Genomic DNA, 18,018 nt, shown 5'->3' on the forward strand with positions numbered 1-18,018 from the left:
TTGAGTATAGCAAATTAAGAACCGAATGCAAGCAATATTGCTTGACAATTTTTCGAATTGCTGAGATTTGGACACATCCCCGAGGGTTACAGTAAGGATAGGAGATGGGCAAGCAAGCATCGAAAGGGGAAAAAGAATGCAAACCAATACAAAACCAGCCAAAATCCTGCGATCACCTTTCTTTATCGCCATGTGGCTAACGCTTTTTCTAGTTGAAATTATTAAAGGTGCCCTGCTGGTCGCTATTTTGCCCGTGTATATGGACAATATTCTGGGTTTGTCCGCTGGCGTGATTGGTGTGGCCTTTGCCCTTCAATATTTGGGAGATAATCTGTTCCGGGCTCCCTCTGGCTGGGCAGCAGAACGGATCGGGTTCCGCCCGACAATGGTGACGGCCCTAATGTGTACATTAGTTGCTGTAATCATGATTATCTTTTTCAAAAGTGCATTTGGACTTGCCATGGCTTGTCTCATTCTTGGAGTGGGAACGTCACCCCTGTGGCCTTGCGCTATGACAGGCGTGACTGCGATGTCGGGTCCGCAGAACAAGAACGGTACAGCCATGGGCGCGCTGGAGATGGCGGCACTTGGAGGGACTGGTCTAGGGCCGATTGGAATGAACTGGCTGCTGGAGCGGACGCATCACGATTATCGCACCATTTTCCTGGTGTTGATGGGTGTTGCAATCCTGGTCATTCTGGTCGCCTTGATTCTACCTGGACGTGTCGTTGTTGAGGGAGAGCATGCGGAACATGAGACGAAGCGGGCAGATATGAAATATCCGGCTAAACCGAATATTCTTACGCCTTTCATCCGACTCAAAAATAGTGTCCAGGGCACATTGCAACGGGTACGCAGCACCCTTAATGTGAATCCGCTCGTATATCCTGCACTGTTCATGCAGTCCTTTGTTATTGGTCTGCTCAGTCCCGTGATTACGCTATACACTCGTACAGACCTGCACATCTCACCCAACCTGTACAGCTTGTTGCTGATAGCCGGTGGTGGCATCACGGTCATTGCACTGCTGCCTGTAGGGAAAATGGTGGACCGTTTTGGAACAGCCCCGTTCCTGAACATCGGTTTTTTAATGGCAGCAGCAAGTCTGTTTGCTTTTTCTTCCATTACGTCTATTCCTATAGTGTTCGGTATCGTCATGCTGGTTGGCGTTAGCTATGCCATGATTCTCCCGGCCTGGAATGCGTTTGTAGCCACACTGATTCCCAAAGGAGAACGCGGAGCGATCTGGGGTTTCTTCCTGACCCTTCAGGGATCAGGCATGGTCGTAGGGCCGATTGTGTCCGGACTGCTGTGGGATCATGTTAGTCATCCGGCTCCATTTATCGGAAGTGCTGTCGTTATGGCTGGACTTGCTGTTGTGCACTATGTGTTATCCCGTAAACCGTATCGTACAGCTCCTGCCAAATGATGCGATGAAGCCAGATAAGAATCATCCAATAAGAAAAGGGAGTTTCAACAACCGTACAGGTTGTGGAACTCCCTTTTTGAGTCTAAAATGCATACATTTCGCGTCTACTATATCATGAAAAACGGGGGCTTGCCCCTGTGCATCTGCGGAAAGCTGCGATCCTCCGGATCAATCGGTGAAAAATAGTCAAATAACCAAGTACCCTTACATAAAATGAAGTATAAAATAGGGTAAGCCGATTGAGTAGAAGCGATTGAAGAAGAGGGCCGGAGCATATCCGGTACAGATGGAGGGAGTGCCGTGAATAAGAGTTATGAAGTTGAATATTGCAATCTGGAGCTGCGGTTCAACCGTCGGCATATCCAAAATTTGATCAAAGACCTTATTCGTGAGGGGTATTCACTATATTGGAGCGAGGACGAATCCTTTTTTATTCTGTCAGTCCGCACCGGACGCAAGCTGGTAAAGCTCCGTTTTCAACAGACGCGCAGTGGGAATTACAAGATGACAGGAGATTATATTATCAAGGATGCAAAACTTGCGGAATGGTTGGAGAAACTGATTGGGGATACACGCGGGCATGCCGTTGTGAAACGCTTTAAGGATCAGCAAATGACCGTGGAAAATATTTTGTTCGGTGAAGTCATTCGTCTCGTTGAAGTATCCGGGTTCAAGCAGCGTGTTATTTTTCAAAAGGAACCTGCGCCGACGGCGGAAGAAATGGAAGAAATGTTCCTCTCCCGCGAAGGCGAGGAGCGACTCATGCTGCTGCGCATGGAAGTGGATGATGAACTGGAGCGTCTGTATGCCGCCATTCAGATGGATAATATCGAAAAAGCAAATGCCTGTCGTACAGTCTTAAAGCAGTTGTCAGGGCACATGCTGATGCTGGAAGGCTGAAATATAACGCTGTATTTATGAAAATACGATGAACACCTCAGGAATTGGGGTGTTTTATCGCTGTGCGACCATGGTCCGGGGTTCACTTCTATGCGTAAAACCGTTAAAATGGGGGTATTGTTGAGAATTCATTTCAATAAAATTAATTGGAGCAAAGGATGGAGGACCAGATGGCGAAACAACAGATCGGTGTCATTGGACTTGCAGTAATGGGCAAAAATTTGGCCCTTAACATTGAAAGCAGAGGTTTCACGGTATCGGTATTTAACCGTTCCCCGGAGAAAACCAACGATCTTCTGAAAGAAGCCGAAGGTAAAAACCTGACAGGCACATTCTCTATTGAAGAGTTTGTGGCATCCCTGGAATCCCCGCGCAAAATCCTGATTATGGTACAAGCTGGTTATGCAACCGACGCTACCATTGAACAACTGCTTCCTCATTTGGATGAGGGCGACATCATTATTGATGGCGGTAACGCATACTTCCCTGACACCCAACGTCGCAGCAAAGAGCTGGAAGACAATGGCATTCGCTTCATCGGTACAGGTGTATCCGGTGGGGAAGAAGGCGCGTTGAAAGGCCCGGCAATTATGCCAGGTGGACAAGAAAGTGCGTACAAGCTGGTTGAACCGATCCTGACAGCCATTTCGGCCAAAGTCGGAGACGATCCTTGTTGTACATACATCGGACCAGACGGTGCCGGACACTATGTGAAAATGGTGCATAACGGTATCGAGTACGGAGATATGCAGTTGATTGGTGAAGCTTACCACTTGCTCAAATCTGTATTGAACGTTTCCGTTGAAGAGTTGCATGAGATCTTCACCGAGTGGAATCAAGGGGAGCTGGACAGCTACCTGATCGAAATCACTGCAGATATCTTCTCCAAATATGATCCAGAAACAGGCAAACCCATGGTTGATGTCATTCTGGATGCAGCTGGACAAAAAGGAACAGGCAAATGGACAAGCCAAAGCGCGCTGGATCTCGGCGTACCATTGTCCATGATTACGGAATCCGTATTCTCCCGTTTCCTGTCTGCCATGAAAGACGAGCGCGTGGCGGCAAGCAAAATCTTGAATGGACCTGCGGTTGAAGCATTCTCTGGCGACAAAAAAGCGTTCATCGAAAATGTGCGCAAAGCGCTGTTTGCAAGTAAAATCGTATCCTACGCACAAGGCTTTGCCCAGATGCGCGCAGCTTCCGACGAGTATGGCTGGGATCTGAAATACGGCAACATCGCCATGATCTTCCGTGGTGGCTGCATCATCCGTTCCCAGTTCCTGCAAAATATTAAAGAAGCGTATGACAAAGATGCAGCACTGAAAAACCTGCTTCTGGATCCATACTTCCAAAACATTGTTGAATCCTACCAAGGTGCTTGGCGTGAAGTTGTAGCTGCTGCGGTAACTCAAGGCGTTCCGGTTCCTGGGTTCTCCAGCGCATTGTCCTACTACGATAGCTACCGCACTGAGCGTTTGCCTGCGAACCTGCTGCAAGCACAACGTGACTACTTCGGTGCTCATACGTTCAAACGTCTGGACAAAGAAGGCAGCTTCCACCACAACTGGATGGAATAGTAGCGTATATACGCAAGTCCGTGAAATTTGGCAAAAGTGTCCTGAATGAGGGGCCTTGGCTCGAAGCTAGGCATGGACAGAAGTTTGGAAAGGGGACTTGGAGAGTCGGTTCATACCGATGTGCTCCAGGTCGCTTTTTTTTATCGTATGTGTAAGCTGGTCCTACGTCTTACGAACCTCAGACGCTCTATTTCGTGGATATGAACCTTTTCTATTCTCTAATGAACTCAGAAGGTCCTATGGAGAACATTTGGAGCGAAATTGCGCTTTTTTAAGGGTGTTTTTGTAAAATAAGTTTCCTGAGATTCGTTATAATTTTAAAATCGCTTATATTTCAAAAATAGGTTGATCTGAGTTCATTAAAACCGTATGGAGTGCATGGACATGCTTCGATACGCTCTGGAAGTGCATGCAGATGCTTGGAGGGGAGTCGGTCACACTATGGCCTTCCCCCGTCCGCAGGGCTGTGTTATGATAGGACAAAAGTGCTCACGAATTGCTTGAATTAAAGGAGTGTACACCTTGAGCAAGTCTAACAATATTATTCTAATCGGCATGATGGGAACTGGCAAATCAACCGTTGCTGAAATGCTCGCACGCGAGCTGGGTTACCGACTGATTGATGTGGACACCGCGGTGGAAAAAGAGGAAGGCTGTACGATTCCTGAGTTGTTCACAGGCAAGGGAGAGGCGTATTTCCGAGATGCCGAGAGCCGCATGTTGTGCTCGGTGTTGGAGAAAAAGGCACAGGTGATTGCAACCGGAGGCGGTGTGGTTCTGCGCTCGGACAACTGTGATGTCATGTCGAAGAACGGCTGGGTGGTTGCTCTGACTGCCGATCCGGCAGTGATTGTAGAACGCGTCAGCGGCTGTGATAACCGTCCGCTCTTGGCAGGCAATGCGGAGGAACGCATTCAGACCATTATGCAGGAACGGAAGGACGCATATCGGTTTGCGCATTACACGGTGGATACAACTGAGTTATCCGCTTCTGAAGTGACTCGTTTAATTTTAGCGCATTACCGCGTCTAAGCTTGTAATTATTTCATTTTTTCTTCAGTTAGTGTATGGATAGACTGGATACATGAGTGCAGGGTTGAGGCATGGAGAGGGATACATTTCGCATGTGGGGGAAGATATGTCGAAGGATATAAAAGTGGTGAATGAAGACGTGTGATCGTGGTAGATCGATGTGAAAAACGGGCCGATTGGCCCGTTTGACTTACTGTAAGGATCAGGATGCACATTGGTTACCGAGAACTACTGATTGCAGCTATCCTCACCTTTAACCCCGATCCTGATGCTATTTATTCTTCCTCTTGCCATTGCAGCATGCCGCCAACCATATTGGTGCAGCCATCATATCCGAGTTGCTGTAAATATTCACAGGCACGCTCGCTACGGTATCCACTGCGGCAGATCAGAACAATCTCACCGGACTTTTGAATTTCGGACAGTCTGTCCGGAATCTGTCCAAGCGGGATGTGCTTGGCTCCCTCGATCATGCCTTGGGCGACTTCATCGTCCTCACGGACGTCTATCATCTGCAGCTTCTCACCCGCCTGCAAACGGCGGCGCAGCTCAGAAGGTTCAATTTCAGCAATTTGTGTCATATTCAGGTCCTCTTTTCTGTATGGACTTAACGCCTATAATGATACTCAAGCGATGCATGGAATGTCAATTTGGCAGTACAGCATGACCGTTGTATCCTGAATCAAATACGTAACAGGATCATCTAAACGAAGCACATTATAATCAATGAAGGAGAATTTCATCCATGGACGTTATCGTTAAACCAACCCCATCTCTGAACGGGGAAATTGGAGCTTTGTCTTCCAAAAACTACACCACACGCTACTTGCTAGCTGCTGCGCTGGCAGAAGGCACAAGTACGATCCATTACCCGGCTCACAGTGAAGATAGTGATGCTATGCGCAGATGTATTCGTGATCTTGGAGCGGTGCTTGAAGAAGATGATAGCAAAATCGTTATCAAAGGCTTCGGCAGCCATCCACGTGATGTGCGTGAATTGAATGTAGGCAATGCGGGTGCAGTGCTGCGTTTCCTGATGGGAGTAACGGCACTTTGTCCTGAGGTGACGTTTGTAAATACGTACCCGGATTCTCTTGGCAAACGCCCACATGATGACCTGATCGATGCGCTTGGTCAGCTCGGTGTTGAGGTACAGCACGAACAAGGGCGCTTGCCAATTACGATCAAAGGCGGTCAGGCTAAGGGTGGACATATTCGTGTATCCGGTTCGGTCAGCTCCCAATATTTGAGCGCGTTGCTGTTTGTAACGCCTCTTCTGGCCGAAGACAGCACGATTGAAGTATTAAACGACCTGAAATCCAAAGTGGTTATTGGTCAGACGCTGGAAGTATTGGAACAGGCGGGCATCGTCATTCATGCAAGTGATGATTACATGTCCTTCCGTGTACCTGGCGGTCAAGCCTATAAACCACAAACATATACCGTTCAAGGAGACTATCCGGGTTCAGCGGCAGTCCTCGCGGCAGCGGCTGTCACTCAATCGGATGTTAAAATTTTGCGATTGATGGAACAGAGCAAACAGGGTGAACGGGCCATTGTTGACGTTCTGCGCATGATGGAAGTGCCGTTGACGCATGAGAACGATGTGGTACACGTTCAAGGTAACGGTACATTGAAGGCGGTGGAATTCGACGGAGATGCCGCGACAGACGCGGTTTTGGCGATGGTAGCGGCGGCTGTGTTTGCGGAAGGCACCTCACGGTTCTATAATGTAGAGAACTTACGTTACAAGGAATGTGACCGAATTACGGATTATTTGAACGAACTGCGGAAGGCAGGAGCCAACGTAGAAGAACGTCAGGCCGAGATTATCGTACATGGTCGTCCGGAAGGGGTCGAAGGTGGCGTTGAGATTAACGCTCACTACGATCATCGCGTAATTATGGCACTGACCGTTGTCGGTCTGCGTTCCAAAGAACCGCTTCGCATTCGGGATGCACACCATGTAGCCAAGTCTTATCCGCAATATTTTGATCATTTGCAGGCGCTTGGCGCCTCGGTTCAATGGGTAAAAGAGTAAATAACTGAAAACCTGTCTTTTGAACACGCACTTTAAGCAGAAAAGGATGGTGCTTGAACATGGAATTTAACAATCCTACTCGTGAAGAAATTGGACAACTTTTGCGCAAGGCAGGCAACATCGCAGTCGTCGGCTTATCGGACAAATCAGATCGCACTTCCTATATGGTAGCGGAAGCCATGCAAAGCAGAGGTTATCGCATCATTCCGGTAAATCCACAGGTACAAGGTGAGATTCTTGGTGAGACGGTATATGCGACCCTCGCGGATATCCCTGAGCCGGTAGATATTGTGAACGTATTCCGCCGCGATGAATATTGCGCGGATGTCGCTCGTGAAGCTGCCGCGATCAAAGCGAATGTATTGTGGCTTCAGCTTGGTATCCACAGCGATGAAGCCGTTCAGATTGCTGCTGAGAACGGCATGACAGCGGTAACGAATCGTTGTATCAAGGTAGAGGATTCCATCGTTCTGCGCGGTGCTGGACGCGGTTAAATCTTGAACAGAAAAAATCCCGTTAACCTCGAGTTGACGGGATTTTTTCTGTTGTATCAATGGAATATAAAATATACTTTGCAGCTTAAAAGACCGCATGAAGTTAAATCCAAGTCGTATTCCGCTCCATTTAATCATTGGGGGAGCAAGTAAATACGCTCCTTTTTGTCATGCCTGGCGGAAGAGAAATACAAATTGCCAACAGGTTACTGTTTTGCTTTGACAAAACGTTGCGTAAAGCTTACCATCTAGGATAGAAAGGAGAGGTCGCCATGAATTGGCTCGGATCCTTGCAGCAGCTCGGACGAGCGGTAATGCTGCCTACAATGGTCCTGCCCGCCGCCGCAATTTTGCTGAGTGTTGGCAGTTTGCCCTGGGACGCCTGGGGATTGAAAGTTGTTGGTGAAGTGTCTACCGTGGCCGGACACGGCATTTTTTATTTTTTGCCGTATTTGTTCGCTGTCGGTGTAGCGCTGGGACTCTCCAACCAGGCCGGACAAGCGGGACTCGCTGCTCTGGCTGGTATTGTGATATATGATCAGGTGACTCGCAATTTCGGGGATGGCACCGTTCAACCTGCTTCCTTAATCGGAATTATTCTCGGCGCACTTGCCGGGGTGACGCATAATCGGTTCAAAAGTATTAAACTGCCTGAAATCTTACAGTTCTTTGGAGGTTCCAGGTTTGTTTTGCTCATCGTTGGGCTGTGCTCGGCACTGTTCTCCTTCTTTATGTTATGGATCGCACCCATTTTGCAACATGCATTGAACGCTATCGCCACCTGGGAATACAGTCTCGGCGGTTTTGGGCTGTTTATATATGGGGTCCTGTACAGGGTACTGGTGGCCTTTGGACTGCATCATCTGCTTAACAATGTGTTCTGGTTCCAACTGGGGACGTATGAAACAGCAGACGGCAATATTGTGCAAGGGGATTTGCCGCGATTTTTTGCGGGTGATCCGACAGCAGGGTATTTTATGGCCGGGTTATTCCCGATCATGATGTTTGCGATTCCAGCGATTGCCTTTGCAATTATTCAGGAGGCAAGGGAAGACCTGAAGCCGAAAATCAAAAAAACATTTCTCACTTCCGCACTCGTTTGTTTTCTGACAGGGGTATCGGAACAGATTGAGTTTGCCTTTTTGTTTGCAGCACCTTATCTGTTCATCGTACATGCAGTTATGTCGGGACTTGCGATGTGGATCAGTTACTGGCTTGATATACGTCATGGTTTCTCCTATTCGGCTGGCATTATTGACTACATACTCAATTTCCATCTATCGGAGAATGCTTGGAAGCTCATACCGATTGGCATACTATACGGGTTGGTCTATTATTTCCTGTTTAGGTGGGCGATTCGCACGTTCAAGATTCCAACTCCAGGACGCGAAGAGGGGTCCATGCTGGAAGATTGGGTAGGTAACATTCCTTATCAAGCTCCTCTCATTTTGGAAGCATTGGGTGGGAAAGAAAACATTGTCCAGGTAGAGGCCTGTATTACACGACTTCGACTCACCGTGCATAATGATCGGTTAATCGATACAGCTGCAATGAAGAGTATGGGGTCTGCAGGGCTCATCAAGCTGGGTGGCGGTAACGTACAAGTGGTATTTGGCACCTATTCGGAATTAATCCGGGAAGAGATTGCGAAGCTGCTCGAACGGGATCTGCAACAAGTTCTGTTCTGTGCGCCTGTGCAGGGTAAAATGCTGCCGATTGAAGAGGTGCCGGATCAGATATTTGCAGCTAAGCTTGTGGGCGATGGCGTAGCCTTTGTTCCCGAAAAAGGAGAGCTGGTCTCCCCCGTGTATGGAACGATTATGCACATGTATCCGACGATGCATGCCTTGGGCATATCAACTCGGGAAGGACTTGAGGTCCTGCTGCATATCGGTATTGACACATCCCAATTGAAAGGCCACTTTGAAGCCTTTGTTCAGGAAGGGGATACGGTGGAGCCGGGGCAGTTGTTAATCAAGTTTGACCTGGCTGTATTGCGAGCCGAGGCGGCATCGCTGACGACACCGATGGTGATCACGAATCCCGATCGTGTCAAATCATGGAGCTTTGCTCCATTTAAGCAAGTTAAGAAAGGTCAGGCATCCGTTATGTCCGTGGTGCTCTATGACAGGAACGTTGGAGGGGTAGAATGAAGATACAAGGCATCAACGGCGCTGCAGGCATAGCCATCGGCAAAGCATTTGTCCTGCCCAGTTGGGAATGGGATCTGCCGGATCAGAAGATGGATTCGGTGGATCTCGCCCAAGAGTTCGAACGGCTGTACGAGGGCATACGGACATCGAAGGATGAGATTGAATATATCAAGAACGAGTTCAAGGAAGTTGTCGGTCCTGAAGAGTCCAGCATCTTTGATGCGCATCTGGCCATTCTGGAAGATCCGGTATTCATGAACGAAATTCGCGGCATTATTGAACGGCAGTACAAAGCAGCAGAAGTAGCCGTCAAAGAGGCCATTGATCATTTTGTCACCATGTTTGATCTGCTCGAAGACGAGTATATGAAGGAGCGAGCCATCGACATCAAGGACGTGGGGAATCGTCTGTTAAAACATCTGCTGGGCGCACCGGAAATTACGCTTCCATCGGATACCCAGCCTTATATACTCGTGGCCAAAGAGCTGTCTCCCTCTCAATTGGCGCATTTGAATCCAAGCCACGTGCTGGGCATTGTGACACTTATCGGAGGCAAGACATCCCATTCGGCAATTATGGCTCGTGCCCTTGGCATTCCTCTCGTTTCCGGTCTGGAAGCGAGTCTTGGCATGCCGGTAGAGACCGGAGATATGTTGGTAGTCGATGGAGATAATGGCCTCGTATTTACGGAGCCGGATCGCAAGACGATTGAACGTTACACGATGATTCGCAGCAAACAATTGAAGAAAAAAGAACAGTTGCAGGTACTTGCAACAGTGGATGCCGTAACCAAAGACGGCTCCGTTCTGCATCTGGCTTCTAACATCAGTTCCGTCAAAGAACTGGATCTGGCATTGAAACATGGGGCGAAGGGCGTTGGGCTGTTCCGGACAGAGTTCCTATACATGGACCGTGCTACGTTCCCAGGTGAGCAGGAACAGTATGAGGTCTATCGTCTTGTCGCTGAGAAAACTGCAGGTCAGTCTGTCGTTATTCGTACGCTTGATATTGGTGGTGACAAGCAGCTAGACTACTTTGAATTGCCAGAAGAAGATAATCCATTTCTCGGATATCGTGCGATTCGGATCAGTCTGGACCGTAAAGATCTGTTCAAAACACAGCTCACAGCCATTCTGCGGGCCAGTGCTGCGGGCAATGTCAAAATTATGTACCCGATGATCTCTTCGGTAGAAGAACTTCAGGAGGCCAATGAAATCCTGCGTGAAGCGATGTCTGATCTGGACGAGCGCGAATTGCCTTACGATCCGCATATTCAGGTGGGCATCATGATTGAGGTTCCGGCAGCGGTGATGATAGCCGATCTGCTTGCCGAGGAAGCTGATTTCTTCAGTATCGGTACGAATGATCTCGTGCAATATGTACTGGCTGTGGACCGAATGAATGAGCAGATTGCACACATGTATCATCCGTATCACCCGGCTGTACTGCGCATGCTTCGCGCAACAGTAGAGGCGGCTCATACGGCAGGTATTGATGTCAGTGTATGCGGAGAGATGGCAGGAGACGAGCGCTCGATTCCCCTATGGCTGGAGCTGGGGATCAGCAATCTGAGCATGTCTCCACAATCCCTGCTGCGTGTGAAGCACAGGGTATTGAATACGACAGCTGCTGCTGCCAAAGAGGCAGCCCATGATTGCTTCACTTTGCGGACCAGTGCAGACATCGAACAACGTTTGCAGGTTTTCAATGATTCGATGGGCAGTCCGGATGAACAGAGTGGATCGAATGCATCTTGAAAGGGATTATTTCAAAATAATACCTTTAAGTGAAAATATTAACTTTTGTACAATTTTGGAAAAAAGTCTTATTTCAACGACAAAGCCCCACGCCATTTGGCGCGGGGCTTTGTTTTATTTTTCAGCAAGTGCATCGCAAAATGCTTTGCCATACGGCGGAAGGTCAGGTGGACGACGAGCTGAAATGATGTGTCCATCCACAACAACGGCTTCATCTTTCCAGATGGCTCCGGCGTTTTCCATGTCATCCCGGATACCCGGTGTAGATGTGACTGTAACCCCGTCGAGTATTTTAGCGGATATCAGTACCCAGCCTGCGTGACAGATCTGTCCAATTGGCTTACGATTCGCATGCATTTCCTTTACCAGTTCAAGTACTTTAGGGTAGCGACGAAGCTTGTCCGGTGCCCAGCCCCCGGGTACAAGAATACCATCATATTGTGAACTATCGAGTTCATCAAAACTGTATTCCGCCTCAGCGGGAACACCATATTTACCAATATAGGTTTTGCCTTTTTTCTCTCCGGCGAGATGCACCTCAGCGCCCTCTTCACGGACACGATGCACCGGATACCACAGTTCCAGATCTTCGAATTCTTCATCGACCAGGGCGATGACTTTTTTGCCTGTTAATCTCATCATCAGCTCTCCTTTTGCGGTAATTAGCACATAGCGTCTTTATTGTAACAGATTATCATGGTGACTTCATCGTCATGCAATCTAGCGATCAGGGAAGCGATTACAACTCAACGAATGCCTACATTCGACAACCTTCTTCTGGAGACGGTGGTAATTTGTGCAACCTCTGGTTTGTAGCAGGATTTAAGCGGAAATAGGTCGAATGGTATCTGTATAAGAGTATAGAACGAATGAGGTGATGACTGTGCGTAAGACGTGCAGATGCGGACATGTAATGGAACTGGAATTAAGAACGGTGGTATATGCCAAAAAGGTGGAGATTCGTAACGTACCTGTATTTGCTTGTACAGATTGTGTTTCCTATGAAGTGCTTCAGCCGGTCAAGCCGGATTTGAAAGAGTGCATCAGTACACTCGGTGAACAGCCAGCAAAACAGGATGTATCGTTTGGAGAACGAAATGAACTTGCGGACCTTTTTCATGAACAGCTGCTGGCCTGGCCGGACGCTACAGATCGTGAGATGGAGCATCGAATGCAGCGTGCTGTGGAGGAGAGAATTAACCTGCTGCTGGACATTATGGGTTACGCCCAGAAGTCTAATGATGAAGATTGGATCGAGACAACACAGCGCAGATTAGGTCAATTATCCGGCTTTGTCTGGCAGGCGCACTTCTCGAATGCTGTCTAATTTTGACGTGCAAAATGCTTGTTTTCATGAAAATTGGCTTTTTCGCCCGCTTTTTGTTAAGATATCGTAGAGTGAAAACGCTCAACATAGCGGTAATCCTGGTAAAGGGGGATGTATATCAAATGGCTGACATGACTAAAATGACAAGTATTGAGCAGCTAAACTCCGCAGTGGAGGCTACCGAGGATCAACCTTTGCTTCTGTTTAAGCACAGTACACGCTGCCCCATCAGCGCGAACGCCTATCAGGAGATGAACGATTATTTGCAAAATAGTCCAAGTGAACAAGTGAAATACGGTATCATCTATGTAGTGGAAGATCGCCCTGTGTCCAACGAAGCAGCGGACAAGCTGGGTGTTAAGCACGAATCTCCGCAGGTGATTCTAGTCAAAAAGGGAATTCCTGTATGGCATACTTCCCACTCGAATATTACTTCAACCACAATCACGAAAGCACTGCGTGAGTCCTAAAGCCTATTTTAATTGATTAATGCATAAATTTGTCGTAATATAAATCTTAATGAAAATGGTATGAAAATTTACTGGTAATGGAGAGAAGTACTGTGACGGTAACCATTTATGATGTGGCACGTGAGGCCGGTGTCTCTATGGCAACGGTATCACGGGTTGTTAATAATAACCCTAATGTTAAGCCACAGACACGCAAAAAAGTATATGAAGCCATCGATCGGTTGGGATATCGTCCGAATGCGGTAGCCAGAGGTCTGGCGAGCAAGAAGACAACCACGGTCGGGGTCGTTATTCCGGACATTTCGAACTCAACCTTTGCAGAGATTGCCCGCGGAATTGAAGATATTGCGAATATGTATCACTACAACATTATTTTGTGTAACGCGGATAAGAAGAAAGAAAAAGAAATTCGTGTAATTAACACGTTGCTCGAGAAACAAGTGGACGGTCTGCTCTTCATGGGTGGAACGGTGACGGACGAGCATATTCAGGCGTTCCAATCAGCGGCGGTGCCGATTGTTCTCTGTGCAACAAGCGATGAGAAGGGCACGTACCCTTCTGTAGATATCGATCATGAAGCAGCGGCATTTGACGCTGTAAATACGTTGATCCGTCATGGACACAAGGAAATCGCAATGATCAGTGGTACACTGCAAGATCCTGCCAACGGTTATGCTCGTTTCCAAGGGTACAAGAAAGCGCTTGAAGCAGCAGGTATGGAATATCAGGAGGATCTTGTACGCATTGGTAACTATCGTTATGAGTCCGGTGTGGAAGCGATGAAGTATTTCCTCGGATTGAAGAAAAAACCATCGGCAATCTTCGCTGCAACAGATGAGATGGCGATTGGTGCTATTCACAGCATTCAGGATGAAGGTCTGAAAGTACCGGATGACTTCTCTATCATCAGTGTAGATAACATCCGTATGGCTTCCATGGTCCGTCCTCAGTTGACTACTGTAGCTCAACCGATGTATGACCTGGGCGCTGTAGCGATGCGTTTGCTGACCAAACTGATGAAGAAGGAAAATGTGGAGAACCCACGGGTTATTTTGCCGCATGAAACGATTCTTCGTCTGTCTGTAAGCCACGCAGACGTAGTTTAAATACAGGCTTTGATGGTTCATCGTCATTTCTGATTGAAATGGAAGATGATTAAAGAAAGGGAGAAGGCATTCTCTCTACATAGTGGAATGACGAAAGCTCCGGAAACGGAGCTTTTGTGCTGAATGGGCAGAATGCAGAATGCTATATAGGAGGTCAGAACATGCGTGAAACGATCGGTATCATTGGTGCAATGGATGAGGAAGTCGAACTTCTCTTGGCTGGTATGAAGCAACTAGAGACTGTAAAACAAACTGGTATTACCTATGTTGCAGGTGAATGGCTAGGTAAGCAGATTGTAGTCTGCAAATCAGGCGTGGGTAAAGTAAATGCGGCTGTGACGACACAGATTTTGATTGATCGTTTTCAGGTTAATCGTATTATTTTCACAGGTGTTGCGGGTGCAGTTCATCCGGAGTTGAATATTGGAGATATGGTCATCTCTTCCGAATGTGTACAGCATGATATGGATGTGACCCCACTTGGATTTGAGCGCGGGGTTATTCCTTACCAGGAGACGTCCGCCTTCCCGGCAGAAGCATCCCTTATCGCATTAGCTGAAGAAGCCTGCAAAGCGCAGGGAGCGAACTATCTGATCGGCAAAGTGCTGTCAGGAGATCAATTCATTGCCAGCAAGGATACGGTGAAAATGCTGTATAGTGAAATGAATGGGGCATGTGCGGAGATGGAGGGAGCTGCCGTAGCGCAAGTGAGTTTCATGAACCGCGTTCCGTTCGTTGTACTTCGCGCCATGTCTGACAAGGCGGATGGATCAGCACATGTGAACTTTGCCGAGTTTACTGTGGAGTCTTCCCAGCGCTCTCACCGTATTGTGGAACATATGCTGGAACATATGTAACCCCATAAGCTATACGCATGTTGAGCATGATAAAGGCTTAAAAAGCAACAAAAAACCGCTTATTCGTAGCAGATCATCCATGATGAACCTGTTCGCGAAGAGGCGGTTTTTCTATGTATACGTATTCGGAAATCATTCATGTGCATTCGTGATTAGTACATAAAACGATGGCGGAATCGCACGCGGTCGAACTGTTCTTCCGATTCCAGGGGCACTTGGCTGCCAATGCGGACCATGAGGCAGTTTGCCGGATGTGAACAAATCTCGGGATCATCGGTGGCGTACCAGGTCATGTCTACGGTTTGCATTAATTTTTCCATCATCTTGCGGTAATCCCATACGGAAAGGGCGCTGCCCTTCAAATCCCAATGCCAATAATATTCCGTTGTGAATATGATATATTTCTCCATCTGTCCATTTTCAAACGCGGTGAGCAGCATTTCGCGCCCAATCCCGAGAGAGCGATAGGAGTCCGCAACCTCAATGGCGCCCAGCTCAATTAAATCGGTCATATTGCCTTCCGACCAACGCTCGCATTCATCTGCATAATGGAAAGTCACATAACCGACAATGGTCTCATTTTCGCGTGCAATGATAATTCGACCTTCAGGCAATGCCGCAATTTCGACCAATGCCTTCTGTTGTTCTGAAGGGCGCCTGAAGGCATCCAGATCGGTATGGAATTCAAGCTGTTTAATTGTCTCGGCCTGAACGGGTCCCTCAATGATGATTCGGTGGCCGGACTTGAAGATGGAACGCATATGATGCTCCTTAATATGCTCCATAGTTCATGCTCCTCTCTCCCCCTACTTATAGCAAAAAACCAAAAATTTGAAAAGCCATAGACGATGATTGAAAAGATTTGCTATAATTGCGTAGACAAAAAATGTTCACAAATCAACTGCAGTTTGGGTTCATCGGTTTGGCCTGGCAAGTACATGATGAGAAGTTCTCTCTACTAATGTAAGCGCTAACTGGAAGTTCAGTCAACACAAAGGCAATCAGAAGTGACCCATATTGGGAATCGAAATGTCGAGTTGAAGGAGGCTGGCAAGCATGAGTCAAGCACATGGTGAGATGCTGCAAACGGTTGTGTCTGAATCTAATCTGGGCGATTACACGGAGGCCCGAAGCCGGTTTGATTGGGAATCGGTCGAAAGGCACTTTACGTGGCACGCCAGCGGGAAAGTTAACATGGCGCATGAAGCGATTGATCGTCATGTGCTGGAAGGAAGAGGCGGGAGAACGGCGCTATTATACAGTGATGCTACGCGTGAAGAGGCATACACGTTTGCTGACTTGAGTGAGCAATCGAGTCGCTTCGGTAACGTTCTCCGCAAATATGGTATTGCTAAGAGTGATCGGGTATTTATTTTTATGCCTCGCAGTCCTGAGCTCTATTTCAGCCTGTTGGGCATATTGAAGGTTGGGGCTGTTGCAGGTCCGCTATTTGAAGCCTTTATGGAAACTGCGGTGAAGGACCGACTGGAGGATAGCGGAGCCGTGGCACTGGTAACGACCCCTCAATTGCTGGGACGAATCAAACGTTCCGAATTGCCTGAACTGAAGCATATTTTTGTTGTGGGTGGCGGTCCGCAGACGGAAGAAGGGCTCATCGACTTTGATGCAGAGATGTCCGCAGCTTCGGATGATATGGAAGTGGAGTGGCTGACTCGCGAAGACGGTCTGTTGATTCACTATACTTCCGGCTCTACAGGCAAACCGAAAGGTGTATATCATGTGCAGAATGCGATGATTCAGCATTATTACACCGGCAAGGTTGTACTCGATTTGCGCGAGGATGACGTATACTGGTGCACAGCCGATCCAGGCTGGGTAACAGGTACCTCTTACGGGATTTTTGCACCATGGTTGAATGGTGTGACCAACGTTATTCGTGGGGGACGTTTCAGTCCGAAAGACTGGTACAGCACCATTGAGAAAAACAAAGTCAGCGTATGGTACAGTGCGCCGACGGCTTTCCGCATGTTGATGGGAGCGGGCGAAGAGACCATTGCCCAGCATGATTTGAGCAGTCTCCGTCACGTTATGTCTGTGGGTGAGCCGCTTAATCCCGAAGTTGTCCGTTGGGGCTGGAAAGCCTATGGACAGCGAATTCATGATACCTGGTGGATGACGGAGACGGGGGGACAGTTAATCTGTAACTACCCGGGTATGCCAATCAAACCAGGTTCCATGGGACGTCCATTACCGGGCATTGAAGCAGCTATTATTGACGATCGAGGACAGGAACTGCCGCCATACAGTATGGGGAACCTGGCTATTCGTACTTCCTGGCCGTCCATGATGGCGAAGATCTGGAATAACCCGGCCAAATACGAGGAGTACTTCCGACTTTCTGGCTGGTATGTATCCGGTGATTCCGCTTATATGGACGAAGATGGCTACTTTTGGTTCCAGGGTCGGATCGATGATGTCATTAACTCTTCCGGTGAACGCATTGGACCCTTTGAGGTGGAGAGCAAGCTCGTAGAGCACCCTGCGGTAGCAGAGGCAGGCGTTATCGGCAAACCGGATGTAACTCGCGGAGAGATCATCAAGGCCTTTGTGGCACTGCGTGAGGGGTATGAGCCGACACCGGAGCTGAAGGAAGAGATCTATCGATTTGTAAAAGAGGGCTTGTCGGCTCACGCCGCTCCGCGTGAGATTGAGTTCAAGGATAAACTGCCCAAGACTCGCTCCGGCAAGATTATGCGCCGTGTGTTGAAAGCGTGGGAGCTGGATCTGCCGACAGGCGATCTATCGACCATTGAAGATTAAAGCGTAAACCAGCGGATGCAAAGCGTCTGCCTGTCCATAATTGAAAGCCTGATCCGTGTCTCATTGCGGATCAGGCTTTTACTGTTGGATA

The 18,018-nt window shown here is 48.1% G+C and carries 16 protein-coding genes; 13 read left to right on the forward strand and 3 right to left on the reverse strand.

What is annotated here, in order from left to right:
- Window positions 1-136: 136 nt before the first annotated feature.
- From BMW94_RS11395 to BMW94_RS11410, 4 genes are all read left to right on the forward strand, one after another.
- Complete coding sequence (locus BMW94_RS11395) at window positions 137-1,429, forward strand: MFS transporter (RefSeq protein WP_090998365.1); 1,293 nt, start codon at window positions 137-139, stop codon at window positions 1,427-1,429.
- A gap of 300 nt (window positions 1,430-1,729) precedes the next feature.
- Window positions 1,730-2,329: a hypothetical protein gene (locus tag BMW94_RS11400; RefSeq protein ID WP_090998367.1), complete on the forward strand. Its 600-nt coding sequence runs from the start codon at window positions 1,730-1,732 to the stop codon at window positions 2,327-2,329.
- Between the two features lie 170 nt (window positions 2,330-2,499).
- Window positions 2,500-3,909, forward strand: a complete 1,410-nt coding sequence (gndA, locus tag BMW94_RS11405) for an NADP-dependent phosphogluconate dehydrogenase (RefSeq protein ID WP_090998369.1) — start codon at window positions 2,500-2,502, stop codon at window positions 3,907-3,909.
- 522 nt (window positions 3,910-4,431) lie between these two features.
- The gene (locus BMW94_RS11410; RefSeq protein WP_244192755.1) at window positions 4,432-4,941 is read left to right on the forward strand and encodes a shikimate kinase; all 510 of its coding nucleotides are present in this window, start codon (window positions 4,432-4,434) and stop codon (window positions 4,939-4,941) included.
- Between the two features lie 275 nt (window positions 4,942-5,216).
- Here BMW94_RS11410 and BMW94_RS11415 read toward each other — a convergent pair whose 3' ends face one another.
- Complete coding sequence (locus BMW94_RS11415) at window positions 5,217-5,522, reverse strand: rhodanese-like domain-containing protein (RefSeq protein ID WP_090901134.1); 306 nt, start codon at window positions 5,520-5,522, stop codon at window positions 5,217-5,219.
- Window positions 5,523-5,686: 164 nt separating this feature from the next.
- Here BMW94_RS11415 and aroA point away from each other — a divergent pair, with 164 nt between their 5' ends.
- The 4 genes from aroA to ptsP all read left to right on the forward strand — a co-directional run bounded on the left by aroA (window position 5,687) and on the right by ptsP (window position 11,386).
- Window positions 5,687-6,982: a 3-phosphoshikimate 1-carboxyvinyltransferase gene (gene aroA, locus BMW94_RS11420; RefSeq protein WP_090998370.1), complete on the forward strand. Its 1,296-nt coding sequence runs from the start codon at window positions 5,687-5,689 to the stop codon at window positions 6,980-6,982.
- A 59-nt stretch (window positions 6,983-7,041) separates the two neighbouring features.
- Window positions 7,042-7,476 carry a CoA-binding protein gene (locus tag BMW94_RS11425; protein WP_053784277.1) on the forward strand — a complete coding sequence of 145 codons (435 nt, stop codon included), beginning with the start codon at window positions 7,042-7,044 and terminating at the stop codon, window positions 7,474-7,476.
- Between the two features lie 272 nt (window positions 7,477-7,748).
- Window positions 7,749-9,629, forward strand: coding sequence for a glucose PTS transporter subunit IIA (locus tag BMW94_RS11430; protein ID WP_090998372.1), 1,881 nt, complete (start codon window positions 7,749-7,751; stop codon window positions 9,627-9,629).
- On the forward strand, window positions 9,626-11,386 hold the full coding sequence (gene ptsP, locus BMW94_RS11435; RefSeq protein ID WP_090998374.1) for a phosphoenolpyruvate--protein phosphotransferase: 1,761 nt from the start codon (window positions 9,626-9,628) through the stop codon (window positions 11,384-11,386). Before BMW94_RS11430 ends, ptsP begins: the two co-directional genes overlap by 4 nt.
- A 114-nt stretch (window positions 11,387-11,500) precedes the next feature.
- On the opposite strand, the gene BMW94_RS11440 is transcribed toward ptsP, so the two are convergent.
- Window positions 11,501-12,028, reverse strand: a complete 528-nt coding sequence (locus BMW94_RS11440; RefSeq protein WP_090998375.1) for a type 1 glutamine amidotransferase domain-containing protein — start codon at window positions 12,026-12,028, stop codon at window positions 11,501-11,503.
- A gap of 271 nt (window positions 12,029-12,299) precedes the next feature.
- On the opposite strand from BMW94_RS11440, the gene BMW94_RS11445 reads away from it, so the two are divergent.
- The 4 genes from BMW94_RS11445 (at window position 12,300) to BMW94_RS11460 (ending at window position 15,146) form a co-directional block, all read left to right on the forward strand.
- Entirely contained in the window at window positions 12,300-12,713 is a 414-nt protein-coding gene (locus tag BMW94_RS11445) for a hypothetical protein (RefSeq protein WP_090998377.1), read from the forward strand.
- Window positions 12,714-12,835: 122 nt separating this feature from the next.
- Window positions 12,836-13,183: a bacillithiol system redox-active protein YtxJ gene (gene ytxJ / locus BMW94_RS11450; protein ID WP_090998379.1), complete on the forward strand. Its 348-nt coding sequence runs from the start codon at window positions 12,836-12,838 to the stop codon at window positions 13,181-13,183.
- 92 nt (window positions 13,184-13,275) lie between these two features.
- Window positions 13,276-14,289 carry a catabolite control protein A gene (gene ccpA, locus BMW94_RS11455; protein ID WP_024631149.1) on the forward strand — a complete coding sequence of 338 codons (1,014 nt, stop codon included), beginning with the start codon at window positions 13,276-13,278 and terminating at the stop codon, window positions 14,287-14,289.
- A 161-nt stretch (window positions 14,290-14,450) separates the two neighbouring features.
- Window positions 14,451-15,146 (forward strand): 5'-methylthioadenosine/adenosylhomocysteine nucleosidase, encoded by a 696-nt coding sequence (locus BMW94_RS11460; protein ID WP_090998381.1) that lies wholly within the window; start codon window positions 14,451-14,453, stop codon window positions 15,144-15,146.
- Window positions 15,147-15,298: 152 nt separating this feature from the next.
- Here the strand turns inward: BMW94_RS11460 and BMW94_RS11465 are convergent, their stop codons facing one another.
- The gene (locus BMW94_RS11465) at window positions 15,299-15,931 is read right to left on the reverse strand and encodes a GNAT family N-acetyltransferase (protein ID WP_090998383.1); all 633 of its coding nucleotides are present in this window, start codon (window positions 15,929-15,931) and stop codon (window positions 15,299-15,301) included.
- A gap of 271 nt (window positions 15,932-16,202) precedes the next feature.
- On the opposite strand from BMW94_RS11465, the gene acsA reads away from it, so the two are divergent.
- Window positions 16,203-17,927, forward strand: coding sequence for an acetate--CoA ligase (gene acsA, locus BMW94_RS11470; protein WP_063565578.1), 1,725 nt, complete (start codon window positions 16,203-16,205; stop codon window positions 17,925-17,927).
- The last annotated feature ends 91 nt before the right edge of the window (window positions 17,928-18,018 follow it).

This window comes from Paenibacillus sp. OK003 (assembly GCF_900109515.1).
Taxonomy (GTDB): domain Bacteria; phylum Bacillota; class Bacilli; order Paenibacillales; family Paenibacillaceae; genus Paenibacillus; species Paenibacillus marchantiae.

Excerpts from the sequence above, each read along its gene's own strand:
- BMW94_RS11460 (WP_090998381.1), top strand. The coding sequence starts at position 14,451 with ATGCGTGAAACGATCGGTATCATTGGTGCAATGGATGAGGAAGTCGAA.
- BMW94_RS11415 (WP_090901134.1), bottom strand. The coding sequence starts at position 5,522 with ATGACACAAATTGCTGAAATTGAACCTTCTGAGCTGCGCCGCCGTTTG.
- BMW94_RS11430 (WP_090998372.1), top strand. The coding sequence starts at position 7,749 with ATGAATTGGCTCGGATCCTTGCAGCAGCTCGGACGAGCGGTAATGCTG.
- BMW94_RS11440 (WP_090998375.1), bottom strand. The coding sequence starts at position 12,028 with ATGATGAGATTAACAGGCAAAAAAGTCATCGCCCTGGTCGATGAAGAA.
- aroA (WP_090998370.1), top strand. The coding sequence starts at position 5,687 with ATGGACGTTATCGTTAAACCAACCCCATCTCTGAACGGGGAAATTGGA.
- BMW94_RS11395 (WP_090998365.1), top strand. The coding sequence starts at position 137 with ATGCAAACCAATACAAAACCAGCCAAAATCCTGCGATCACCTTTCTTT.
- ptsP (WP_090998374.1), top strand. The coding sequence starts at position 9,626 with ATGAAGATACAAGGCATCAACGGCGCTGCAGGCATAGCCATCGGCAAA.
- acsA (WP_063565578.1), top strand. The coding sequence starts at position 16,203 with ATGAGTCAAGCACATGGTGAGATGCTGCAAACGGTTGTGTCTGAATCT.
- BMW94_RS11425 (WP_053784277.1), top strand. The coding sequence starts at position 7,042 with ATGGAATTTAACAATCCTACTCGTGAAGAAATTGGACAACTTTTGCGC.
- gndA (WP_090998369.1), top strand. The coding sequence starts at position 2,500 with ATGGCGAAACAACAGATCGGTGTCATTGGACTTGCAGTAATGGGCAAA.
- ytxJ (WP_090998379.1), top strand. The coding sequence starts at position 12,836 with ATGGCTGACATGACTAAAATGACAAGTATTGAGCAGCTAAACTCCGCA.
- BMW94_RS11445 (WP_090998377.1), top strand. The coding sequence starts at position 12,300 with ATGGAACTGGAATTAAGAACGGTGGTATATGCCAAAAAGGTGGAGATT.
- BMW94_RS11465 (WP_090998383.1), bottom strand. The coding sequence starts at position 15,931 with ATGGAGCATATTAAGGAGCATCATATGCGTTCCATCTTCAAGTCCGGC.